The organism is Streptomyces sp. NPDC059866, assembly GCF_042731325.1.
GTDB classification, from domain to species: domain Bacteria; phylum Actinomycetota; class Actinomycetes; order Streptomycetales; family Streptomycetaceae; genus Streptomyces; species Streptomyces flavusporus.
The window spans coordinates 21,721-43,899 of the sequence record NZ_JBHWJT010000050.1 but is presented as its reverse complement, the minus strand read 5'-3'; the positions used below and the strand labels follow the sequence as shown (position 1 = coordinate 43,899).

19 protein-coding genes and 6 pseudogenes are annotated in these 22,179 nt (G+C 69.8%); 13 read left to right on the top strand and 12 right to left on the bottom strand.

Annotated elements, in window-relative coordinates:
- The coding region (locus ACFV7R_RS41890) for an IS200/IS605 family accessory protein TnpB-related protein (protein ID WP_385274403.1) at window positions 1-1,176 on the top strand (1,176 nt) is incomplete at its 5' end.
- Window positions 1,177-1,360: 184 nt separating this feature from the next.
- Here the strand turns inward: ACFV7R_RS41890 and ACFV7R_RS41885 are convergent.
- Complete coding sequence (locus ACFV7R_RS41885; RefSeq protein ID WP_385274400.1) at window positions 1,361-2,824, bottom strand: MFS transporter; 1,464 nt, start codon at window positions 2,822-2,824, stop codon at window positions 1,361-1,363.
- Window positions 2,825-3,430: 606 nt separating this feature from the next.
- Window positions 3,431-3,880, bottom strand: a pseudogene (gene tnpA / locus ACFV7R_RS41880) (IS200/IS605 family transposase).
- Window positions 3,881-3,883: 3 nt separating this feature from the next.
- On the opposite strand from tnpA, the gene ACFV7R_RS41875 reads away from it, so the two are divergent.
- Together ACFV7R_RS41875 and ACFV7R_RS41870 are read left to right on the top strand one after the other, a co-directional pair.
- Window positions 3,884-5,209 carry an RNA-guided endonuclease InsQ/TnpB family protein gene (locus tag ACFV7R_RS41875; protein WP_385274397.1) on the top strand — a complete coding sequence of 442 codons (1,326 nt, stop codon included), beginning with the start codon at window positions 3,884-3,886 and terminating at the stop codon, window positions 5,207-5,209.
- Between the two features lie 137 nt (window positions 5,210-5,346).
- A pseudogene (locus ACFV7R_RS41870) lies at window positions 5,347-5,731 on the top strand (ISNCY family transposase); the annotation flags it as partial.
- A gap of 6 nt (window positions 5,732-5,737) precedes the next feature.
- Here ACFV7R_RS41870 and ACFV7R_RS41865 read toward each other — a convergent pair.
- The 4 genes and pseudogenes from ACFV7R_RS41865 to ACFV7R_RS41850 all read right to left on the bottom strand — a co-directional run.
- Complete coding sequence (locus tag ACFV7R_RS41865; protein WP_385274394.1) at window positions 5,738-6,292, bottom strand: DUF3291 domain-containing protein; 555 nt, start codon at window positions 6,290-6,292, stop codon at window positions 5,738-5,740.
- Window positions 6,293-6,323: 31 nt separating this feature from the next.
- Window positions 6,324-7,004, bottom strand: coding sequence for a helix-turn-helix transcriptional regulator (locus tag ACFV7R_RS41860; RefSeq protein WP_385274391.1), 681 nt, complete (start codon window positions 7,002-7,004; stop codon window positions 6,324-6,326).
- A gap of 398 nt (window positions 7,005-7,402) precedes the next feature.
- A pseudogene (locus tag ACFV7R_RS41855) lies at window positions 7,403-8,281 on the bottom strand (GNAT family N-acetyltransferase).
- A gap of 453 nt (window positions 8,282-8,734) precedes the next feature.
- Window positions 8,735-8,951, bottom strand: a pseudogene (locus tag ACFV7R_RS41850) (hypothetical protein); the annotation flags it as partial.
- 433 nt (window positions 8,952-9,384) lie between these two features.
- Here ACFV7R_RS41850 and ACFV7R_RS41845 point away from each other — a divergent pair.
- From ACFV7R_RS41845 to ACFV7R_RS41820, 6 genes and pseudogenes are all read left to right on the top strand, one after another.
- Window positions 9,385-10,443, top strand: a complete 1,059-nt coding sequence (locus ACFV7R_RS41845; protein ID WP_385274409.1) for an alpha/beta fold hydrolase — start codon at window positions 9,385-9,387, stop codon at window positions 10,441-10,443.
- 64 nt (window positions 10,444-10,507) lie between these two features.
- Window positions 10,508-10,705 (top strand): annotated as a pseudogene (locus ACFV7R_RS41840) (ATP-binding cassette domain-containing protein); the annotation flags it as partial.
- Between the two features lie 591 nt (window positions 10,706-11,296).
- The gene (locus ACFV7R_RS41835) at window positions 11,297-11,728 is read left to right on the top strand and encodes a DUF2267 domain-containing protein (protein ID WP_385274406.1); all 432 of its coding nucleotides are present in this window, start codon (window positions 11,297-11,299) and stop codon (window positions 11,726-11,728) included.
- 281 nt (window positions 11,729-12,009) lie between these two features.
- Window positions 12,010-12,219 carry a hypothetical protein gene (locus ACFV7R_RS41830; RefSeq protein ID WP_129798113.1) on the top strand — a complete coding sequence of 70 codons (210 nt, stop codon included), beginning with the start codon at window positions 12,010-12,012 and terminating at the stop codon, window positions 12,217-12,219.
- Between the two features lie 102 nt (window positions 12,220-12,321).
- Window positions 12,322-13,206 (top strand): universal stress protein, encoded by an 885-nt coding sequence (locus tag ACFV7R_RS41825; protein ID WP_385274388.1) that lies wholly within the window; start codon window positions 12,322-12,324, stop codon window positions 13,204-13,206.
- 462 nt (window positions 13,207-13,668) lie between these two features.
- Window positions 13,669-13,743, top strand: coding sequence for a 50S ribosomal protein bL37 (locus tag ACFV7R_RS41820; RefSeq protein ID WP_099504217.1), 75 nt, complete (start codon window positions 13,669-13,671; stop codon window positions 13,741-13,743).
- A 102-nt stretch (window positions 13,744-13,845) separates the two neighbouring features.
- On the opposite strand, the gene ACFV7R_RS41815 is transcribed toward ACFV7R_RS41820, so the two are convergent.
- Entirely contained in the window at window positions 13,846-14,259 is a 414-nt protein-coding gene (locus ACFV7R_RS41815; protein ID WP_385274385.1) for a lamin tail domain-containing protein, read from the bottom strand.
- Between the two features lie 208 nt (window positions 14,260-14,467).
- Here ACFV7R_RS41815 and ACFV7R_RS41810 point away from each other — a divergent pair, with 208 nt between their 5' ends.
- Window positions 14,468-14,785, top strand: coding sequence for a hypothetical protein (locus ACFV7R_RS41810; protein ID WP_385274382.1), 318 nt, complete (start codon window positions 14,468-14,470; stop codon window positions 14,783-14,785).
- Window positions 14,786-15,316: 531 nt separating this feature from the next.
- Here the strand turns inward: ACFV7R_RS41810 and ACFV7R_RS41805 are convergent.
- Window positions 15,317-15,595 (bottom strand): hypothetical protein, encoded by a 279-nt coding sequence (locus tag ACFV7R_RS41805; RefSeq protein WP_385274379.1) that lies wholly within the window; start codon window positions 15,593-15,595, stop codon window positions 15,317-15,319.
- A gap of 4 nt (window positions 15,596-15,599) precedes the next feature.
- Here ACFV7R_RS41805 and ACFV7R_RS41800 point away from each other — a divergent pair, with 4 nt between their 5' ends.
- The 3 genes from ACFV7R_RS41800 to ACFV7R_RS41790 all read left to right on the top strand — a co-directional run bounded on the left by ACFV7R_RS41800 (window position 15,600) and on the right by ACFV7R_RS41790 (window position 18,156).
- Window positions 15,600-16,091, top strand: a complete 492-nt coding sequence (locus ACFV7R_RS41800; RefSeq protein ID WP_385274376.1) for a hypothetical protein — start codon at window positions 15,600-15,602, stop codon at window positions 16,089-16,091.
- A 719-nt stretch (window positions 16,092-16,810) separates the two neighbouring features.
- Window positions 16,811-17,422 (top strand): ECF RNA polymerase sigma factor SigK, encoded by a 612-nt coding sequence (gene sigK, locus ACFV7R_RS41795; RefSeq protein WP_129798107.1) that lies wholly within the window; start codon window positions 16,811-16,813, stop codon window positions 17,420-17,422.
- Entirely contained in the window at window positions 17,419-18,156 is a 738-nt protein-coding gene (locus ACFV7R_RS41790) for an anti-sigma factor domain-containing protein (RefSeq protein ID WP_385274372.1), read from the top strand. Before sigK ends, ACFV7R_RS41790 begins: the two co-directional genes overlap by 4 nt.
- A gap of 140 nt (window positions 18,157-18,296) precedes the next feature.
- Here ACFV7R_RS41790 and ACFV7R_RS41785 read toward each other — a convergent pair.
- The 4 genes and pseudogenes from ACFV7R_RS41785 to ACFV7R_RS41770 all read right to left on the bottom strand — a co-directional run.
- Window positions 18,297-18,602: pseudogene (locus ACFV7R_RS41785) on the bottom strand (4'-phosphopantetheinyl transferase family protein); the annotation flags it as partial.
- Window positions 18,603-18,997: 395 nt separating this feature from the next.
- Window positions 18,998-20,017 carry a 2,3-diaminopropionate biosynthesis protein SbnA gene (sbnA, locus tag ACFV7R_RS41780; RefSeq protein ID WP_385274369.1) on the bottom strand — a complete coding sequence of 340 codons (1,020 nt, stop codon included), beginning with the start codon at window positions 20,015-20,017 and terminating at the stop codon, window positions 18,998-19,000.
- 56 nt (window positions 20,018-20,073) lie between these two features.
- On the bottom strand, window positions 20,074-21,144 hold the full coding sequence (gene sbnB, locus ACFV7R_RS41775) for a 2,3-diaminopropionate biosynthesis protein SbnB (protein WP_385274366.1): 1,071 nt from the start codon (window positions 21,142-21,144) through the stop codon (window positions 20,074-20,076).
- Window positions 21,141-22,178: a TauD/TfdA family dioxygenase gene (locus ACFV7R_RS41770; RefSeq protein ID WP_385274363.1), complete on the bottom strand. Its 1,038-nt coding sequence runs from the start codon at window positions 22,176-22,178 to the stop codon at window positions 21,141-21,143. The genes sbnB and ACFV7R_RS41770 overlap by 4 nt, the downstream gene beginning before the upstream one ends.
- Window position 22,179 lies beyond the last annotated feature (1 nt).

Below are 22,179 nucleotides of genomic sequence, written 5' to 3'. Positions count from 1 at the left end.
GAGGACCGCCTTCAGGCGGCGCGGGCGGACTGGCAGGCCGGTGTGGTGCACGTCGTGCGCGGCGGCAAGGCCCTGCTGAACACCCGCCACCACCTCGATGCGGCCGGGCTGACCGGGCAGCAGTGGCGGGTCCGCTGGGAGGCGTCACGCCGGTTCCTGCAGGCCGACGGGGAGTCGGGCAAGCGGTACGGCAACGAGACCCTCCGCGTCACCCCCGAGGGCGAGGTCTCTCTGAAGCTGCCCGCCCCGCTGGCCCATCTGGCGAACGCCCCGCACGGCCGGTACGTGCTCACCGCCCGGGTGGCGTTCGCGCACCGGGGCGGGCAGTGGGCCGACCGCATCACCGCCAACCGCGCGGTCGCCTACCGCATCCACGAAGACACCCTGCGCGGCCGCTGGTACCTGACGGCGTCCTGGGCCCTCCCCCCAGCCACCGTCGTGCCCCTGGCGGCCGCCCGCGCACACGGCATGCTCGGCGTCGACATGAACGCCGACCACCTCGCCGCCTGGCGCCTGGATGCCCACGGCAACCCGGTCGGCCAGCCGCTCCGGCTCGGCTACACCCTGACCGGCACCGCCGCCCACCGCGACGCCCAGGTCCGCCACGCCCTGATCCGGCTGCTGCACTTCGCCCGCCGCCACCAGCTCGCGATCGCCATCGAGGACCTCGACTTCACCGCCGAGACCACCCGCGAGAAACACGGGCGGCGCAAGCACTTCCGTCGGCTGATCTCCGGCATGCCCACCTCCCGGCTGCGGGCCCGGCTGGTGTCGATGGCCGCCGAACTCGGCATCCCCCTGATCGCCGTCGACCCCGCCTACACCTCCAAGTGGGGCGCCCAGCACTGGCAGCAGCCCCTCACCAGCACCACCAGGAAACCCACCCGGCACGATGCCGCGAGCATCGCGATCGGACGGCGCGCCCTGGGACACCCGATCCGGCGACGGACGGCACCGCCCCGCACCCACCAGAGCGATGGGTGCGGGCATCGGACCGCCCAGGCCGGACCGGGCGCCCCCGGGCGTGAGGGACCCCGCCCCCGCATTCCCGGACCACGGACACGATCCGTGCCCCCGGACGCGGAGCGAACGCGGGCGACCAGGACACCCAGAACCGTTCGGGATGTCCGCAGTGACCAGGAATGGGCCCAACACTCACTCCTGCTCACTGAATAGGAACGGTTGTCGCGGCACCGCGCCACCGTGCTCTGGAGACTGGCCGCGAACTCGACCGCCGGGCTGAAGGATCATCGCCGGGTCGGCGTCGCACAGCTCGACCAGGCACCGGGGCGCACGAGGCGTTGGCAACCTCGACGCCGCTGCCGCCGTGACAGATCAGGGTGGCCCGTCAACCGCTGCGTCAGCAGCGACGCCACTGGCGCGGTACGGCAGCTGACTCCGGTGCTGGTGGTGTCGGGCACCGGATCACAGCGACGAGGAGCGTGGCGACGATCCCGCCCGCCACCACGAACATCGCGGTGCTGATTCCGTCTGCGGCCGCGATGCGCAGGCGATCGCCGGTGAGGTCGTCGAGCCCCGCGGTCGCTACAAGGACGAGGAGGGCGAGGCCGACTGCGGCACCGACGCCGGAGCCGGTGGAGGCGATGCCTGAGGCGATGCCTTGTTCTCGGTCTGCCACTCCGGTCGCGGCCGCGATGAACATGGTGGTGAATACCACGCCGTCACCGATGCTGAGCGCAATAAGTCCTGGGATCAGTTCGGCGTACGAGCCGTCCGGCGAGATCGCAACGCCGAGCAGCACAGCGCCGAGCGCGCCGAAGGCAAGAGCAGCCGCCAGCGTGATTCTGAGCCCGAACCGGGTGACGAACTGGCCGGCCGTCGTCGAGCCTGCCACCACGATCGCTGTGGGGATCAGGAATCCGGCGCCGGTTTGCAGGGCGTCGTAGCCGAGGATCTGTTGAAAGTAGATCGACAGGAAGTAGAGCACAGACCCGAAGGTCGCCATGAACATGAACGCTGTGACGACGCCCGTGATGAGGTTTGTGTTCGACAGCAGCCGCGGGGGCATCAGCGGGTCGGAGCTGCGCCGCTCGATCACTGCGAACGCTCCGATCAACAGCAGGCCGGCCACGGCGCTGATCAGAATGCCCGGCGAAAGCCAGCCCACCTCGGGTCCTTGAACCAGAGCAAATACGATCAAGGTGACGCCCAGAGTGACGCTCAGCGCGCCAGGAAGATCAAACGTGCGGCCCTTCTCACGTTCACCGTCGGGCGGGATCAGTACGAACGCAAGCAGCAGTGCCGGACCCGCCAAGACGACATTGACCAAGAAGACAGCTTCCCAGCCGAAAGCCTGGGTCAGTAGTCCGCCGAGCAATACGCCGATCACAAGTCCGGCCGCGCCGGCACCGCCCCAGATGCCCAAAGCGCGGTTGCGCGCCTGACCTTCAGGAAACGTGGTGTTGATGAGCGCCAGCGTGGTGGGGAAGACCAAGGCCCCACCGAGACCTTGAAAAGCGCGTGCGGCGAGCAACATGCCCGGCCCGGTGGCAAGTCCGCCCGCCAGTGACGCTCCGGCATACAGAGCAAGTCCGGTCGCCAGGATCCTGCGCCGCCCGAGCAGGTCCGCAGCGCGACCGCCGAACAGCAGGAAGCCGGCCGAGGCCACCGCGTAAGCGCTGATCACCGACTGAAGCGTTTGCGCCGAGTAGCCCAGATCGCGTGCGATGTCAGGCAGCGCCACCACAACGATGTACTGGTCCAGTGAGACGATCAGCATCGCGAACGACAGCAGCGCCAGTGCCGCGGTCTCACGGTTCCAGCCAAGACTGCCAGGCGCTGATGAGGCTTCCCCAGATCGCAAGTCACCACTCCTGGTCGCCCGGGCAAGTCCGTTGCTACCCCGGCCTCGGACATCCTGCCGAGCAGGACAGCCGGCACCGCTGGAAACGCCCCGAGCACGGAGCACCGACACCAAGACCGTAAGGACCGCGAGCCCCCAACTGGCACAACAACACCCGCGTTGGGCCAAACGAGCCACGCCTGATCTTGGTTCGTGGCGCGTGGAGTTCTGACGGACGAGCAGTGGGCGGTGCTGGAACCGTCGTTGCCGAAGGGTCTGAAGCTCGGCCGGCCGCCGACGAGGACGAGACGCCAGCTGATCGAAGGCATACGATTTCTTACTGGGAAGCGACATCGTGTGCCTGACCGGCAAGGATCACGGTGTCGTCAAAGCCGCCGGTTGCCCGGGCGCGGGTCCTCGTCGGAGCGGTTGTGCCGACACCGATGACTCCTCTCGGGAGCTTCCTGGGTCCTCTGGGCGGGTCCGTCTGTTGCTGCCTGCACTTCCAGGCTGCCCCCGCCACTGTCTACCTTTGATCTTGCGCAGTGCTCCGCCCTTCAGGGCGGAGGTGAAGCGCATCCTCGGCTTCCCGGCGCGGAGCGCCAGGGCATCACTGCGAAGCAAGGCTCACACAGGGCGCTGCTGGTTCTCGATGTACTGGCGTACGACGGTCAGCGGCGCCCCGCCGCAGCTTCCGGCGAAGTACGAGCCGGACCAGAAGTGTCCGCCTCACAGGTACCGGCGGACGTGCGCCTCGTACTCCTTGCGCAGCAGTCGGGCGGAGACTCCCTTGAGGGAGTTGACCAGCTTGGAGAGCTGGACCTTCGGCGGATAGTGCACCAGCAGGTGTACGTGATCCTCTTCGCCGTTGAACTGCTTCAGCTCGGCTTCGAAGTCGCCGCAGATCTCCCGCATGATCTCTTCGCAGCGCGTGAGCATCGCGCCGGTCATGGCCTTGCGCCGGTACCTGGTGACAAAAACCAAGTGAACATGGAGGTTGTGGACGACGTGACGACCGCGCCTGATATCGGGGGTTTGGGCTCCATCTGGGTGACATAAACCGAATGGTGGAGTGATCGCATGAGCGGCGAACTCGCCTGGGAGAAGCGGCAGTTAGGGCATCGCGCCCGGCTGGCGCTGAGTCCTGCGCAGGCCCGGCTCATGGACGACCAGGCCCACGCCGCCCGTGCGACGTGGAACCTGCTGCATGACTTCTGGACGATGACGCCGAAGTGCCGGCGCTCGTTGAAGGCCGCGGACGCGGCGATACGGCAGGCCCGCAAAGATGTCGAGTGGCTCGGCGTGCTGCCCGCTCAGGCTGCGCAAGCCGTGCTGAAGACGTATTTCCAGGCGTGGCGCAACTGCTGGGACGGCCGCGCCGAGGAGCCGAATTTCAAGGCCCGTATCCGGTCGGTGATGTCCGTGGACATCCCGCAGGGACGGGACTTGCAGATCAAGCGGGTGCACCGCCGGTGGGGCATGGTCAACATCCCCAAGATCGGCCGTGTCCGCTTCCGCTGGACCAAAGACCTCCCCATCGGCAAACACGCCGACAAGGACCACCGGATCACCGGCGCCCGGCTCGTCAAGGACGCTTTGGGTTGGCACATCGCCTTCCGCATCCAGACCCTCGAACCGAAGCCCGAGCCCCGCCAGGGGCCGAAGGTCGGCATCGACGCCGGGGTCAACCTTCCCCTTGCGTTGTCCGACGGCAACCACCAGGACCACGGCCGCCCCGCCCGGCTCCCGGACGGCACAGCCGACCGCGACAAGTGGCTGAATACGGACGAGAAAGCCAAGCTGCTCCGCCTGGAGCAACGGGCCGCGCACCGCAAGAGCTTCCGCAAGCCCAAGGAACGGTTCTCGAACCGGCTCCGCAGCACCTACGACCAGATCAAGCAGCTCCGCGCAAGAGCCACGCGTCGCGCCGCTGACTGGCAGCACAAGACCACCACCATCCTCGCCCGCACCTACGGCACGGTCGTGGTGGAACAGCTCAACATCACGAACATGGTCAAGTCCGCCAAGGGCACCGTGGACCAGCCAGGAACCAACGTCGCCGCAAAGTCCGGCCTGAACCGCTCCATCAGCCAAGAGGCATGGGGTCGCGCCGTGACGATGCTGACGTACAAGACCGCCCGCAACGGCGGCACCCTGGTCAAGGTCCCCGCACCGAACACCTCCCTGCGCTGCTCGGCGTGCGGTTTCATCACGTCCGGCAGCCGGGAGGACCAGGCCACGTTCGTATGCAAGAGCCCCGACTGCGGCTGGTCCGGCAACGCCGACTGGAACGCAGCCCGGAACATCTTGCACCTGTACCGGATCGGCCACACGTGGGCGGTCCCGGCTGCTGGGAGAGCAGTCGTCAGGCGCACTCGTGGCGTCAAGCCCGCCGCCGCAAGGTAGGTGGGAATCTCCCTCCTGAGCTTGCGAAGGAGGGAGAGCACTTCATTTGCTCCTGAAGAAGCCGGGGTGGTCACTGCGTTGACCTGTGGGGAGAGCTGGCGCGGGCTGTCGGTGGCCGCGACAGTGGAGGCGGGTGACGTCTGAAGGAGATCTCACGCACCTGCGCAGGCGCACCGGCCAGGCGCTGGGCGAGATCGACCGGCTCACCGGTGAGATCGCCACCGTGGCCCGCGACCTTGCGGAACGTTGCTGCGGTGGAGCACAACGCCCGTCGTGCGCTGGGCAAACAGCCCTCGGGTCGGCTGACGCACCTGGTTGGCGAGCTGGCCGAGACCGTGGCGGGCACGTGTCGGCTGCTGGAGCAGACCGTTTTGCGGCTGAAGGGGGATCCGTACGATTCCCGACCGGCTGGTGTCGTGAGCCGACCCCGATGCCCAGCCCATCCGCAGGGGCAAGCCCCAGCACTCCACCCAGTTCGGTTACAACACCGCCCTGGTCGCCGAGGGCGAAGGCGGTTGCATCCCTCCCCTACACCGCCGCCGCGTCCCCGGCCGGCGCCGGCCGTGCGCTCCGGGCGGCCTGCTCAGGCTGCGCCGGCGGCACGGCCTGAAGGTGCTGGGCGGCCTCGGCGGCGGTGTAGGAGGAGGCGAAGGTGAACGCGCGCGGAGACGGCCCGTGCACCCGCAGGTCCGTCAGCCGCTCCAGGGCCTCGCCGACGGTCGGGAGGTGACCGGCGGGGACCCACCAGAGCACCAGGTGCGCCTCGACGTGCCGCTCGAACCATTCACGGCGTCGTCGCATCACCTCCAGGTGCCCGCTGCGGTAGGTGAAGTCCCACAGGGCCTCCTGGGTCTCCCACACCGTCAGGTTGACGATGACGTCCTCGCCCGCCGGGCGCAGGCCGGTGGCATCGGCCGCCCCCTCCTCCATGAGCCGCCACACGAAGCCGGGCGCGCCGTCGGCGGCGGCGTTGACCGGGTCGAGCATCTCGACGAACGGCGCCATGCGCGGGTCGTCGAGGGGGTGGCGGAGCGTGGCGACGTTGAGCTGGGCGAGGTGGGCGGCATGCGGGGATGCGGTCATGGCCACATCCCAGCACGGCCCGATTTCTATGTCAATCACGATTGTTTTTAGAAGTCTCGACCACCACGCAGCACTCCCCCGGCCGGGCGTCCATGCGGGCGCGGACGGGACCGTCCGTGCCGAGCAGCCCCTCCAGCAGCGCGAGATTCATGCCGCAGACGAGTGGCGGGAAGCGTTCGGCGACGGCGTGGAAGGGGCAGTTGCGCATACGGACGACGCGCGCGGCCGTCCCGGTCGTCCCCTCGGCGCCTTCCAGGTGCGGTTCGTAGCCGCGGGCGGCCAGCATCTCCATGGCCTCTTCAAGGCCGCCACAGGGCGTCGCCGAGCCGCGCAGGGCCTCGCCCCGGCGGCGCGCGGCCGCGCAGAGCCCGGCGTCCAGCCCGGCCTGCTCGGCGGCCTCGGCGAGCAGCTCGGCGGCGGTGCGGTAGTCGCGGGCGGGCAGCGACACCGCCCGCTCGGCCCGCACCCGCGTGTACACCTTGGCGGGACGGCCCGCCCCCGGTCCCGAGCGGCCCGTCAGGCGGCGGCTACTGCTCTCCAGCAGCCCGACCTCGGCCAGCTTGTCCAGATGGTGCGCAGCGAGCGTGCGCGCCACCCCGGCTGCCTCGGCAGCCTCGTTGCGGCCGACCTCGCGGCCCTGCGCCGCCACGTACTCGTACAGGCGGCGCCGCACCGGATCCTGCAACGCCGCGATCGCGTCGATGTCCTTCACCCGGCCATTCTAGGAACAACACAGGTTGGAGATAGAAGGACGGGGCGTGCCTGAAATGCCCAGAGATCAAGATCGGCGGCGGCGACGTTGGTGTCCTCGGCCACTGGACGACACCGGCCGGGGCCGGCGGCGGGATTCGAACCCGCGTCTCCCTCTTGACAGGAGAAGTAGCCGCAGCCTGCGCACCTGGACGCGTCCACCGTAGCCGTGTGCCGGAGCGCAGGCACGTGAATTTGCCCCGGCAGCCCGTGGCGACGTCGTACAGGGCAGCGAGTTCGGTTTCGTCGGCAGCCAGGCTCCAGCGCAGCTTCGTGCACCGGATCCGAACCCGGTGGAGGGCACCTGGTCGCTGTTACGGAGCGGCCCGTCGGCCAACACCCGACAACAATCCGAAGAGGTCAGTGACTGGCTTCCGGTTCGGCGTACGCGAAGTCGTACGGGGCCCAGTCGGCGACCCGGCGGTACCCGAGGCGCTGGTAGAGGGCGTTGCTGGTGGGGTTGCCCGCGTCCGTGAACAGCACGACCTCCGTGGCACCCGCGGCGAGCGCGGCCCGGCTCACCTCGGCGGTCACGGCGGCCGCGTAGCCGCGGCCACGAAGGCGGGCCGGGGTGTAGACGGGTCCACCCGGACCATCCCGGCGACCATCGGGTTCACACCCGCCATGGAGACGGGGGTGCCGTCCGGAATCTCCCAGAAGGTGTAGCGCTTCTCGGCGAAGCGGGTGCCGGCCCAGGAGTCGGCGTCGATGGTGACGGTCTCCCCGAGGTCCGCGGCAAGTTCACGGCACCAGCGCATGAGGTGCTCGTGGTCCTGCTTGCCCACGCTCCGGCCGTGGCCCTCCGGGTGCGGTTCGGGCGGGGTGAGCGTGCCGAGGCGGTACAGGTGCATCCGGACGCGGAGCGTGGGCGTCGCGCCGGTGTGCCGCTGCCAGGCCTCGGCGAACGCGGTGGCGGTGTCGTGGTCCGCGGTGACGCCGGAGAGGGTGTGGCCGAGGGCGGTCCAGTCGGGCGGCGAGGGCGTCGGCCCGCTCGGGGGAGAGCGGGGTGAGGGTGAGGCGGCGGGTCGGAGGGCGGTAGAAGATCGCCTGGACCTCGCCGTCCGACTCCAGTCGGCCGAAGAGGACGGTTCCGGGGTCGAACGCGCCCGGGCGGGTCCGCCATTTCTCCATCACGGTGAGCGGGGTGTTGTGCAGGACGGGGCGCGAGCGGAGGAAGTCTCAGGCCCGGGCGAGAAAGTCGTCGATGTCTTCGGTGAGGTGCCAAGCATCCGGGCGCATGCTTCATGATCTCGCATGCACTCGACTCCGGGGAGCCGATACCCGAAGGTGAGGCGTCGTCATACCTCGGTCGTCATACCTCGTACGCGCAGCCAACTGTGGTCGGCTACCCAGGATTGTCCTTGTCCAGTGGCTGGTGTGGGGACTCTTGCAGGTCAGACGCCGGGTCATCACGGTGAAGAGCGCCCGGTTCAGGTGGTGGGCTTCGGAGTGCCGGGGCAACCGTTCGTAGTCGGGTGCGTTTCGGCGGGCGTTCACGTACCAGCCGATCGTGCGCTCGTCTTTCCAGCGGCGGGGCAGGACGGCGAAGTGAGGGACCCGAATTTTCCGGACAGGGACCCAATAGGGTTGTGAGAAATACGCATACAGCGTCGAGTTCATGTGCGGCCGATTCGGCGTATCCAGATCCGGCTACTACGACCGGCGATTTCGCGATGACCCGGTGCCGGGTCCGCCTCGCCGGGCCAGACCCCACTGGTCGTGTGTGGCCTTCGTGATCCAGCCCGGCCATGCAGCGTGCCTTCAGGTCGCGGGAGGCGAGCGAGCCGAGGTGGTCGCCGACCGAGCGGAGCACCTGCTCGTCGTCGGCGGTCAGGTGCTTGAGCCCGTCACGGACCGCCGCCCCGGACGGGCCGGGCACCACGAACGGCGCCGCCACCTCCCGCAGCACGCATTCGACAGGCGAACCAGCGTTCCCTGAAAGGGCTCTTCCGCCGCCGGGCACCCGCTCATGCACACCAGAACACACTCGTGCACCGACGTACGACAGCAGCGCACAACCCCGGGCGCGTCACCTGTCACAGTAGGGCGGCGACTCCGTGAACCCGGGGGCGCCGACGCCTGAGCAGCGACGCGTGATGCTTCTGTGCCGTATGCCACATCAGTCGTCTTGTGATGAGGTGCAGTGGCGCCCAGAAGTGCAGGCCGCGACGGTACTCCGATGCCCTCCGAGAGGATCCGGCCGAGGCAGGGTGTGATGTAACCCACTCCAGAAAAATCGACTTGTCGACTTAGATTCCTTCAACGCGCATGAGGTTACGAGCGCGTTAACCGGAGAGTCGCCGAAGGCGCGTGCGCCCTGGAGAGGAGTCGCTGCGGTGAGCATCCCCCCACAGCCTGGTGAGTGCGCGCAATTGCGTGTGATCCATCAGTCCACCCCGCGCCAGTACCGGGTCGTGCACGGCCACCGCTGGGCGTTCCGCATGGCCGGCGAGGGCCCGGCCGTGCTGCTGATCCATGGCATCGGTGACTCGTCCGACACCTGGGCCGATCTGATTCCCGCGCTGGCTCGCCACTACACGGTGATCGCTCCCGACCTGCTGGGCCACGGATCCTCCGACAAGCCCCGCGGCGACTATTCGGTGCCCGCCTATGCCAACGGGATACGGGACCTGCTGGGGGTGCTGGACATCGACAAGGTGACACTCGTCGGGCACTCACTGGGCGGCGGGGTGGCCATGCAGTTCGCCTATCAGTTCCCCGAGCGCACCGAACGGCTGGCACTGGTGAGTACCGGTGGGGTGGGCCGCGGCGTCACCCCAGCGTTGCGCGCGGCCTCGCTGCCCGGAGCCCATCTGGCCCTGTCCTGGCTGCGGCTTCCGACGGTGCGGACGCAGACCACCCTGGCGATCCGGCTGCTGAAACTGCTCGATACCGGACTGGGCCAGGACGCCCCGGATCTGCTGCGGCTGGTGGACGCACTGCCCGACGCCGCCTCGCGTGATGCGTTCCTCCGCACGCTGCGCGCAGTGGTCGACTGGCGCGGCCAGGTGGTGACCATGCTCGACCGCTGCTATCTGACTGCCGGTATGCCGACCCTGCTGGTCTGGGGCTCGCGCGACCAGGTGGTGCCTGCCCGGCACGCCGGGACGGCGCACGCGGCAATGCCCGGCAGCCGCCTGGAGGTTTTCGAGGGCGCGGGCCACTTCCCGTTCCACGCCGATCCGCAGCGGTTCCTGGCCGTACTGGAGGACTTCATCGCCACGACGGAGCCGGTCACCCGGAGCGCGGAGGAATGGCGGGAGCTGCTGCGCTCGGGCGGCCCCGATGCGAGGGTGCCTACACCCCCGAGCACGGCGGTCGCCGCGGCCAGGCACGAAGGTCAGGCCGCCGCGAGGCCGAGGATCAGCCGTATCCCGGTCCAGCGCAGGGGCGCTCCCTGACAGCTCCGGCTTCCACCAGCGGAAAGAGTCGTGCGCTGGGTCATGTTGCCGTCGGCGTTGTAGGTCCCGGGGTGGATACGGGGCGGACACCCGGGTGGGTGTCGCGCTGCACGGGCTCGGGCTTCCGCACCTGGATCACGGCAGGCTGCCGGGCGCCTTGTCCGGCGGTGAGCGGTCCCGCCCGGCGCTGGCCGCCACGCCGGCCTCGGCACCTGAGCTGCTGCTCCTGGACGAGCCGACGAACGACTTGGACACAACCGCCGGATGCGGTCCCGGTTCACCGGCTCGCGCCTCGAGCTGCGCGACGGCCGCATCGCCACGCGCCAGGCAGCGGCCTGCTTCCCTGTTGCGGCCAGGTACTCCCGAAGCTGCGCTGCTTGTCGCTTCGGCGTGGCTTCGGAAGCGCACAACCGGCCGCGCCCTGGCCAATGGGAAGCAGATCCCCATGGCCCTGGCGCACCTTCTCCCCGGCGTCATCCAGGCCCACGACACCCTGAGCTGCGCTGACCCACCACTGCCCAAACGCCGGGAACCCAACAACTGGCTCAAGCCGCTTGATCACCAAGCGCTGCCCAAAGCCGTCGGCAAACGTTGCCCGGTCCCGTCCGCCCAACCACGTGACGCCGTGCTGTGGCGCGGCTGCCAACCGGTTCCGTCCGCCCTAGCATGGAGCCTAGGGCAGGAAGGAGAAGCCACCTCGTGCCGCGCATGCGGTACGTCACCGGGCGGCTGCCACCCGCGCCCTCGCCACTTCCGTTCGAGCCGGCCGTTCCCGTGCCGAACACCGCCCGCCCGAAGGCGCGGAAATCCCGGAAGGGCATGGGTGCCACGGAAGACCGGAAGGGCAAGACCGATGCCTCCCACACATCCACCCGACTTCGAGCACGCCATCCACACCGCCAACATCTGGCTGAAAGCGGTGTCCGAAGCCCTGGGAACCGAGGACCGCCACCTCGCCCACCGGGTGCTGCGCACCTGGCTGCACACGCTTCGCGACCGGGTCACCGTCGACGTGGCCGCCCACTTCGCCGCGCAGCTCCCCGACCTGCTGCGGGGCGCCTACTACGACGGCTGGGACCCCAGCACCGTACCGATCAAGTACGACCGCGAAGGCTACGTGAACCGCTTCGTCCAGGAAGCGAAGGTCACTGCCGAAGAAGTGCCCCGGATCGTTCCCGCGGTCACCGCCGTCGTACGCGAACACGTCTCGCCCGGGCACCTGGAGGCGGCAATGGAGCAACTTCCGCACGACATCCGCGCACTCCTCCTCCAGCCGACTGCCTGACCGAGCGCTACGCACGAGCCAGGTACCAGCATGGCGACGCCCCCGCACGGAGCGGGCCAGGACCTGACGGACACTCAGAGTGACAACTTACCTGCGTCGCTCAGTCATCGGGCGCAGGTCGTTGACCGGCACGAAGTCAACGACGAGCGCTCCGGCACGGGGAGCCTCCGGTCGATGAGCCGACGTGTGGCACCTCACCGGCGCGACGACAAGTGGCCTACAGCCTGATCGCCCCGCCGAGCAACGGCCCGGCCCGTCATCACCTCGTTAGGGAGCACGACATGACGCAGAACCGTTCCCCTGAACCCGATGCCGCGCCCGGGCCGGAGGCCCGACTGAGCCGGCTGGAAGCACAGGTCGCGACCCTGGCCGAGGCCGTCCGGGCACTCGCCCGTGGCTTGGAGAACATCCCGTCGGAGGACGTTCCGCCCGAGGAAGCGGCACGCGGCGCACGACTCGCCCACGAACTCCTGCTCTCCCAGGGCCTGTAGACGCACCGGCGCGCCGGAGAAGACGGAGTCGGCCGCGGTGACTGCGCCCGCACCGGCCGATACGGGGGTCGGCGTGCCGATAAGAAACCACCGGAGTCGGCGATGACGCATGCACAAGGACGTAAACCCATCGTGGCCGGCGTCGACCCCGATCCCGGCAAACGCACGGCGCTCGCCTGGGCCGCCGACGAGGCGGACCGGCGCCGCCTGCCCCTGCTGCTGGTCCTCGCGCAGAACGTGCCGACCCCCGGGTACCGGCCGACGGGCGGGCGGCCGTCCTGGGAGGAGTGGAACGAGGCGCTGCACGCGACGGGGGATCGGGTGCTGAAGGCGGCGGTCGCCTTCGTCGAGTCCCGGCATCCGCAGGTACAGGTGACCGGGCTGCTGGCGGAGGGGCATCCGGCATGGGTACTGCGCGAGCAGGCGCAAAACGCCACAGCGGTCGTGCTCGGTTCCTGGCACCTGAGCGCTGTCCGGGAGCTCCTCACCTCCGCCGCCGTCGCCCTCCCGCTCATCGCCCACGCGTCCTGCCCCGTGGTGGTCGTACCGGAGCCGGAACACAGCGCCCAGCCGCAGCCGTACTTCGTGGTCGGGGTCGACGGCAGCCCTCAGTCCGCGGCCGCCGTCGACTTCGCCTTCGAGGAGGCCGCCCTGCGCGGCGCGGCCCTGCGGGCCCTGTACGTGTGGCACCCTCCACGGCTCGGAGTCCTCGACGAGGACGCGGCCGTCCAGGAGTGCCACAGGCTGCTGTCGGAGACGGTCACGGTGCGTACCGCAGCCCGTCCGGAGGTGGAACTGCACCACGAGGTCGTGAGAGGTCACCCGGTACAGGTCCTCACCAAGGCGTCCGAAGACGCCCTCGGCCTGGTCGTGGGCGCACGCGGGCACGGCGGCTTCACCGGCATGCTGCTGGGCTCCGTCAGTCAGGGCGTACTGCACCACGCACACTGCCCGGTCATCACCGTCCCGCATGCGCACGACCAGTAGCCCGCGGTCGGTTCTCCAGAAGGAGGGACCTCACTCCGGAAGGCAAAACGGCAGGTCAGCCATGCTTGCACCGTGGCACATCGGCAGAACGGCCCTAGCCCACTGTCCTCTGGGGCGACGCCGGATGCCAGGTGCCGGCCGTGACTCTCGCTGGGACAGTGCGGTGGCTCTCCAAGGAGCGGACAGAGGAGAGAGAGGACCTGCGCCGCGAGCGCCGGACACAGGGATCGGTCACCGCGCCTGTGCAGCGGACATCGTGCCGCGACGCGATCGAATCATCCGGAGGGACGCGGCCTGGAGGGGCGGGGACATCCCTGGCTTGATCGCTTCTGGCGCGCTCGGCAGGGCCGTGAGGCGGAGCTGCGGCTTGCGCGGGTGGGTGGCGCAGCGCTGATGCGGATCCCACGGGCTGAATCTAGACTGGCGAAGGCGTGAAAAGTCCTGATTAGGGAGATACGCACCATGGCCAAGCGAGGCAACAAACGACGCGGCCGCAAAAAGAAGAAGGCCAACCACGGCAAGCGCCCCAACGCCTGAGCCGACCGAGCGCGCCGACGAACTGGCCGGGCCGCCTGGGGCAGACCGAGTCGCCAGGCCTGCCCCGTTGCCGACAGTCTTTGGGTCAGCCGTCCGGCAGACTTACTGCCGGTGGTGGTTGCCGCCGTGGTGGTGGCGGTCTCGGTCGTGGCCCCACGCGTGGTCGTCGATGAAGCGGCCGCGGTCGTTGCGCAGGGTTGCGGTGTCGGAGCGGTTGCCCCAGACGTAGTCTCGGTTGTCCTGGTAGAGGTCGCTGTCGGTGTCGCGGCCGAAGCCGGTGTGGATGCGCACCGTTGAGCGGCCTTCGAGGCGGTAGCGGTCGAAGGTGTAGGTGTCACCGTCTTCGCTCTTCAGGGTCCAGCCGTCCAGGGCGACGTCGCGGCGGCTGTTGTTGGTGATCTCCACCCATTCCCTGTTCAGCGAGCGGTTGGAGCCGTCGTCGTAGCCCGGGGAGTCGTACTGCACGGCCGAGATCTCCACCTGTGCGCGGCCCCGCCGCTGCCGCCCGGCGCGCAAGCCGGCAACAGCCCGATCTCCTCACCCGAAAGTGCGTAACAGAGCCCTCCGTCACGCACCACGACATGCACCCCACCGGTCGGACCAGACGATGACCCGCCGATGACGCCATCCGCGTGAAGCCCCGCCACGCCCGCAACCGCCACGGCCCCCAGGCGCCTCTGGTCCTGCATCTGCAAGCTGCCCGTCTGCCCGTGAGGAGAGCGACGTGACCACCACTGCCTTCGAGCACAGCGCACCCCGTTCGCCCGCCGGCCCCTGCGCCGTCGACGAGTCCGCCCCCACCTGGCCGGCCCCCGCCGGACAGCCAGGGGACGCCGACTACCTGCTTCCCCCGCCGAACCCCGCCCACCGCCTCACCTGCACCATCGACCCACGCGACCAGCGACGCCTCGACCTGCACGCAGCCCTGACCGCGGCCGGCATCCCGCCCCACCCCGACGACCGCGACGCCATCGACCAGCTCAGCGCCCTGCCCGCCAGCATCAACGCCGCCCTCCAGCGCTGGCTGCACCACACCCCATGAAGCCCTCGGTGCTGTCCCCACCAGGTCTGCGTGGTCACGCTGACCTGGCTGTTCTCCGGACAGCGCAGCGGTGAGACAGCTCGGCTCCGGACCGGCTGCATCCGCCGGCAGCACGACGGGACCGAGATCCGGGCGACTCGAAGCAAGTTGCCCTGCCGCAAAGCCGGCGTCCCGCCACTTACGTCCGCGGAAACATCACCAGCCACCGCGCCCGGTCCACCATCCCCGGCCGGCTTCACAACGCCAAGGAACCGATGAAGCAGTTCGAGCTGCAAGCCCGGCCCGGCCACCGCTCACCGCAGTCCACGCGGTTCTACGCGAAGATCAGCCCGACCACGCTCACCCGGCCCTACGACGACGCCGGTACTTCTCGCGCACCATGCGCACCATCGACGTCCTCGCGACCGCGACGCGGTCGCCTCCGGCGCCGCCGCGGCCGGGGTGCCCGGCAGCACTACGACCCCGGCCCCGGCGGCTGCTGCACCTACACCTTCTTCGAGCAGTGCCCCATTCCAAGGCCTCCACCAAGGCTCAACTCATCGAAGCCAGAGCCAACTTGCAGAAGAGGCGCGCCGCCATCATCCGCTCACCGAGGACGAGCAGGCTGCCGTCGACGACGGCCAAGCCGCCCTCGACCGCCGCCTGGAACGACTCACCGACGTCCCCGCCCCATCCGGGTCGACGCCACGTCAGCTCGGCATCCCGGCGACCGCCGCCTTCCTGCCGATCGTGGACGTCAAGCAGGGCATGGAGATCTCGACGCCGGCTGACATCGGAATGCGAACACGCCCAGGGGCGTGTCACAGTCACTGCCGTGCTCTTGATGGACGTTCTCGTCGCCTTCGCCCGCACCGGCCGGATCGGGCCTCTTCACCGCGGAATGCCCCTGACCGAGGCCGAGGACCTCCTTGGTCCGGGGCGCCCGCACCCCGCCATCCTCATGAAGGGGCCTGATATCGACGGCTACCCGTACTCCTGGGCCGGGCTCGAACTGGTCGTCACCCAGCGGGCGGTCAGCGGCATCTGGATCAACCTCCGGCCCGGCTCGACCGCGAAGCTGCCCTCTCTCATCCTGCCCGCATCAGAGTCGTTCGAGGCCACCGTGCTCCGCGAGGAACTGGTCATGGCCCTGGACACGGCAGGCTGTGAGCACCACGTCAACGACACCCTCACGTTCGGCCGGCAGTCCAGCATCCTCACCCGGCCCGCTGACGTCCGCGCGGTCTTCAGCCTCCCGGGCAGGGACAACCACGTGCCTCACCGAGACCGTCACCACCTCGACGTGATGCACAAGCACACGGCTTGACATCGCTGATTCCACAGAATCAGCCGGTTGGTGTTTCCTTCAACGGGGCCGGAAGTGTGGGGCAGGGGCAGGCCGTTGCGGACGGCGTCGAGATCACGGCGGAGGTTGCGGCCGAAGGACGCCAGCGGGGCCAGGGTGTCCTGTTCTGCGTCGGTCATGATCCAGGAGGTGACCTCGCGGACCGACGGAGCCCGGGTCCCGGGACGGGTGCGTGTCCGCGCCCGGTTCGGTAGCGTCGCAGGTGATGTTGGACGGCCATCTCGCCACCGGGGTGACCCAGTTCGTGGATCTCGCGGTAGAGCTGTGCGGCGTTTCTGCCGCCTTCGCTCCAGCGCTGGCGCAGGGAGCCGACGTACGGATCGGCGATGCGAGCCCGCTGGGGCTCGTGGCGACGACATCGCCGGCAGAGCGGGCGCTGGGCGTTCACCGTCATCTCGACCGCCTGGCCGAGGTTGACCCACAAGGGATGTCTCGGGCTCGTGTTCGCCCCCCGATGGCTTCGAACGAGCCATCGCATGCGACTGGCAGGCCTTGCATCGATCCGTGAAGGCGGCAGCTCCGAACAACCTGTAGGGGCCTCGTTCGCCCCTCTTCATCCGTTTTACGGCCGTGCTCCCGGTCGCCTCCGGCGGAAAGGTGAATATGTCAGGCGGACGGCTCCGGACGAGGTGCGTCTTCCTCACTCAGGGGCCACTGTCGAGCAGAGCTGAGGAGCGGTCATGAGGCGTGGAAACGACGCGGACGTGGAAAGCGACGCGCCGGCCCGGCGGACACGGTCATCGGACGATGCCCGGGTGGACGAGCTGCTCATCCGTGCCGCCGACGGCGACGAGCAGGCATTCGTCGGCGTGTACGACGCGCTGGCACCGCCGGTGATGGGGCTGGCCTACCGGGTACTGAGGAACGAGGCGCAGGCGGAGGAGGTGACCCAGGACGTGATGGTGGAGGTGTGGCGTACCGCCGCCCGCTTCCGTGCGGAGCGGGGCCCCGCCCGCGCCTGGGTGCTCACCCTCGCCCACCGCAGGGCGGTGGACCGGGTGCGGTCCGTCGCCGCAGGCAGGGCCCGCGAGCTGCGCACCGCGACCCTGGAGCACGAGCGGCCCTTCGACGCGGTGGCCGAGGAGGTCGAGGTTCGCGAGGACTACCGGGTCGTCTTCCGCTGTCTGTCCGAGCTGGCCGGGCACCTGCGGTTGCCCCTGGTACTGGCCTACTACGAAGGGCTGACCTACACGGAGGTGGCCGATTCCCTGGCCACTCCCGTCGGGACCATCAAGTCGCGGATGCGTCAAGGGCTGCAGCGCTTGCGTGAGTGTCTGGAGGGCGGATCATGAGCGTCTCCGACGATCCTTGCCTCGGGGTCGGCGCGTACGCACTGCACGCTCTGCCTCCCGGCGAGGAAGCCGCCTTCGAGAACCACCTGGCGAGCTGCACGGCGTGCCGGCGCGAAGCCGACGAGGTGACGCAGGCCGCCGCCTGGCTGGGCGCCCTCGAGGTTCGGAAACCCTCCGCCGACCTGCGCCGCGGTGTCCTCGAACGGATCGCGACCGTACGTCAGGAGCGGGCCGTCACCTCGCGGCGACATCGCCGGCAGCAGCGGGGCCTCGCATGGGCGCTGGCGGCGTCCGTGGCGGCAGCCGCAGCTCTGGGGGGTGTCGCCTGGTGGCAGCACTCCGAGGCCGACACCGCCCGCGAGCAGGTCGCCGACGTCCGTGGCGGCACCGACGCGCTCGCCGATGTCCTGACCGCCGCGGACGCCACGATCAGCACCAGCCGGATGCCGCACGGCGCGACGGCGAGCGTGATCGCCTCGCGGGCCCAGAGCCGGACCGCGTTCGTCGCCTCGGGCCTGCCGCCTCTCACCGGCGACCGGGTCTACGAACTGTGGTACGGGTACGAGGGGCGGTACCGGCCCGCCGGCCTGCTGTCCTCCGCGGGCGGCTCTCAGGCACAGGTCCTCGAAGGGCGGCTCGGTGAGGCCACGGCCGTCTGTGTGACCGTCGAACCCGCCGGTGGCTCGCCCCAGCCGACCACCGCCCTGCTCGCCATCATCCCGGTGCCCGCGTGAGGAGGTGAGGAGACGCACCGTGGTCGCTTCGCCGGCGATGCCTCAGCGACCGCGACGGCAGCCGCGTGACCCGGACCGGCCGCGACGTCATGGATCGCCCAGCCCGGCACACGGCTGGGTGCGTGCGATGAGGTGCTGAGGTGGTCGAGGCGGAGGTCGCGTCCGAGTCCGGGGCCGAGACCTTTCAGGTAGGCCTCCTTCCGGGTCCATGCACGGGCGAAGGCAGCGGGACGCCGCTCCGGCGGACAGGCGGCAAGCTCGGCGGCCTCCCGGCGATGCAGCAGGGCACCGACGTCGTCGACGACGTCGGAAGCGGGCAGCTGCTCGATGTCCGCGCCGACCGCGGTGGCCGCGAAGGCGAGGAGGCAGAGCCCGCCGCTCCGGGAGAGGGAGAAGCAGAGGTCGGCGCCGGGCACGGCGGGCCGGCCGTGCGGGGCCTGGCACATGGGGCACGGCTGTCGCACCAGCGGCACGTTCGCGGGCTCGATGCCGAGGTAGGCGCCGAGGAGCAGCCGCAGCCCGATGTGCGCGACCCGGTAACCGTCCCGGTCCGCCGCCGACCGGAGCGCCGCCGCTCTCGCCTTTTCGCCGCTGTCCAGCACCGATTCGGCAAGCGGGGCAACGACGTCGCGCAAGACCTCCACCCGCGCCAGCCACAGTCGCGGCGGCCGGCCGGAGCGGGGTGGCGTCAGCGACCGGGCCCAGACGGCGGGGACAAGCAGCTCCGGCAGCAGCACCGGATGCGGGGCTGCCCCCGCCGGTTCCTCGGCCGGGTGCCTGGGGAGCACGGGTTCGGCCGCCTTTCGCCGCACGTCTTTCACGGCAGGTGAGCGGATGTCTGTCAGAGAGCCCGGCCGTTCGCCGTGCTCGACTCGCGGGCCGCGGCACCGTGGTCGGGTGACGCATTCGGGACGAAGACCTGGTCACCGTAGAGGGCTTGCACCCAGTTGGTCTGGTAGATCGTGTCGAGGTAGCGCTCGCCGAGGTCCGGGGCGATCGCCACCGGCGTGAGGCTTCGGGTCTCGTGCCGGGCCAGCCAGCTCATCGCCCCGCTGACCACCGTGCCGGTCGACCCGCCGAAGAGGAAGCCCCGCTTCGCCAGGTTCCGGCAGGCACGGATGGTGTCGGCCTCCTCGACACGCACCGCTTCGTCCACGTACGCCTCGTCGAGCAGCGGCGGCCGGACGCTCATGCCCAGGCCGGGGATCATTCGGCGGCCTGGCGGGTCGCCGAAGATGGCGGAGCCGACGCTGTCCACGGCGACGATGCGCACCGGCCGGTTCCAGGACCGGAACCAGCGTGCGCACCCCATCAGGGTGCCGGTGGTGCCGACCCCGATGAACAGCACGTCCAGCTGCGGGAAGATGCGGGCGATGGCCGGAGCCGTCCTGAAGTAGTGCGCCTTCCAGTTGTCGGGGTTGGTGTACTGGCTGAGCCACACATAGCGGTCGTCCGCGGCGCACAGGCTGCGTACGTACTCCAGCCGCGCTCCCAGGAGGCCGCCGGTGGCGTGTTCGTGGGAGACGACGTGCACCTGGCTGCCGAGGGCTTCCATCATCTGCCGGGTGGTGAGATTGCAGCGGGAGTCCGTCACACAGACAAAGCGGTAGCCCTTGCTCGCCGCAATCACGCTCAGGGCCACACCGAGATTGCCCGACGAGGACTCCACCAGGATCGAGTCCTGTGTCAGGATGCCGCTCCGCTCGGCGGACTCCACCATCTCGGTCGCGGCTTTCAGTTTGATCGAACCGGCGAAGTTGAACCCCTCGCACTTGAGGAACAGCCGGTGTCCGAACATCGGCTCCAGGTCGATGTACAGATCCTCCTCGTTGAAGGCCTGGGGAACGGATATGACGGGCACGATGGCCTCCGAGTCCGTGACCGGAACACCGGCGAAAGGCGGGTGGTGAGCCGTCCTCAGCCGTACCGGCGCAGTTCATGGAAGAAGTTGTCGATGATCCGCAGTTCGCCGGAGCGTGCCACCTCCTCGTAGACGAACTTGCCGACCGCGAGGTCGAGCACGCCGAGGCCGAACGGCGAGAACACCACCGGCCGGTCGGCCGGCACCGTCACCCGGCCGGCCATCACGTCGTCCAGCGTGCCGAGCAGGAAGTGGCGGTTGCCGGTGAGGCTTTCCGTGAGGTGCGGTGAGGTGGCGGCCCTGAGGCAGTGGTCGATGTCGTCGACGACATTGGTGGCCGACAGCAGCACCTGCGGCGCGAGGTCGCGCAGTGACACGTGCAGCACCACCGGGTTGTGGCGGAACCACGACGGCTCGTCGATGTGCGGCCGGTCGGCGACGGTGGCGAAGACGATCAGGTCGCTGTGGCGGATCAGCTCCCGCGCGCTGCCGTGCACAGTGACGCGTCCGACGGCTCCTGACTGCTCCAGGTACGTCCGGAATCCCGCCGCGCTGTCGGCGGACACGTCGTGCACGCCGATGGCGTCGAAGGACCAGCCGGTGCCCTCCAGGTACGTGTGGATGTACCGGGCGATCAGACCGGCCCCGACGAACCCCAGACGGGCGGGGCGCGGTCGTCCCCTGCTGAGCCGGTCGGCCGCCGAAGCGGCGGAGGCGGCGGTCCTGGCGGCGCTGATGATCGAGCTCTCCAGACACGCGAACGGGTAGCCCGTGACCGGGTCGTTGAGGATGAGCACGGCCGACGCCCTGGGGATGCCCGACTCGACGTTGGCGGGAAAACTGGAGATCCACTTCAGGCCGTCCACCCGGCTCTCGCCGCCGAGCGAGGCGGGCAGGGCGATGATCCGCGACGACGGCCGGTCGGGGAAGCGCAGGAAGGAGGACGGAGGGTTGACCGTACGGCCTGCCCCGTGCAGGCGGTACGTCGCCTCGACGACCTCCACCACAGCCTTCTCACGTCCGTCGAGCACGCTCTTGACCTGGGCCCCGGGGATGACGGCAAAGGACGGTACGGCCGGTACGTCGGCCCGGGCCGTTTTCCCGGGGGCGGGGCGCACGGTGATCATGCCGCTGTCCTCCCGGTCGATGCCGTGGGGTGGTCCATACGTACCGGGTCCGCCATGGCGACCACCACGTTCCGCGGCCCTTCGTAGGCGTCCCGGCTGTGCGCGGTGCGGATGTTGTCCACGAGCATCAGGTCTCCGGAGTGCCAGGCCCGGCGTACGGTGTGCGCGTCGTAGGCGTTGTTGATCTGCTCGACGACGTCCCGGGACACGGGGTCGCCGTTGCCGTAGCGGGTGTTGAAGGGAAGGTCGTCGGGGCCGTACTCCTCGACGAGGAACTCCCGTACTTCGGGCGCCATCGTCCACTCGTTGAGGAACGCGATCTGGTTGAACCAGCAGCGCCGGCCGGAGACCGGGTGCCGCACCACGGCGCGTCGGTGCTGCCGGGTGCGCAGCGAGCCGTCCGGCTGCCAGGACCAGTCGATGGCGTTGGCCCGGCAGTACGCCTCGATGGCGTCGCGGTCCTCGGTGCCGAAGGACTGGCTCAGCGTGGCACCGATCTCGTTGGTGTAGGTGCGGGTGAGCAGCCAGCCTTCCCGCTCGAACCGGTCGACGAGTTTGGCCGGCAGCGTCTGCAGCACGGCGGCCGAGTCGGCCACGGCGGTGGCACCGCCCGCGGTGGACGGCTGAAGGCACGCGAACAGCATCAGGCCGGGGAACTCCAGCGCGTAACTGAGCTCGTGGTGCATGCACATGGGCTGGTTGGGCGGCCACGCCGACGACGAGTAGACGCCCTCCGCGTGGCGGTCGCGGGCGGCGAACGCCTCCCGCTCGGTCGCCGGACGGTCGGCCACCTGGTGGAGGACCGACTCGACGTCGGCCGGAGTGCGCAGACCGAGGCCCCGGACCGTGACAGCGCCGTGTTCGACGAGGAGGTCGCGCAGTCGGTCGTGCCGGACGGCCACCCAGGCCGCCGCGTCCGAGGCGGCCTCGGCCTGGAGGAACGGCGGCTCGCCGGGGGCCGCAGGCGTGGTGCTCCCGGCGGTCGGAGGCGGCGCGGCGGGGGCCGGGTGCTTGCGGAACAGTGCGGACAGCATG

Excerpts from the sequence above, each read along its gene's own strand:
- ACFV7R_RS41770 (WP_385274363.1), bottom strand. The coding sequence starts at position 22,178 with ATGCTGTCCGCACTGTTCCGCAAGCACCCGGCCCCCGCCGCGCCGCCT.
- ACFV7R_RS41875 (WP_385274397.1), top strand. The coding sequence starts at position 3,884 with ATGAGCGGCGAACTCGCCTGGGAGAAGCGGCAGTTAGGGCATCGCGCC.
- ACFV7R_RS41865 (WP_385274394.1), bottom strand. The coding sequence starts at position 6,292 with ATGACCGCATCCCCGCATGCCGCCCACCTCGCCCAGCTCAACGTCGCC.
- ACFV7R_RS41830 (WP_129798113.1), top strand. The coding sequence starts at position 12,010 with ATGACGCAGAACCGTTCCCCTGAACCCGATGCCGCGCCCGGGCCGGAG.
- sbnB (WP_385274366.1), bottom strand. The coding sequence starts at position 21,144 with ATGATCACCGTGCGCCCCGCCCCCGGGAAAACGGCCCGGGCCGACGTA.
- ACFV7R_RS41835 (WP_385274406.1), top strand. The coding sequence starts at position 11,297 with ATGCCTCCCACACATCCACCCGACTTCGAGCACGCCATCCACACCGCC.
- ACFV7R_RS41790 (WP_385274372.1), top strand. The coding sequence starts at position 17,419 with ATGAGCGTCTCCGACGATCCTTGCCTCGGGGTCGGCGCGTACGCACTG.
- sigK (WP_129798107.1), top strand. The coding sequence starts at position 16,811 with ATGAGGCGTGGAAACGACGCGGACGTGGAAAGCGACGCGCCGGCCCGG.
- ACFV7R_RS41825 (WP_385274388.1), top strand. The coding sequence starts at position 12,322 with ATGACGCATGCACAAGGACGTAAACCCATCGTGGCCGGCGTCGACCCC.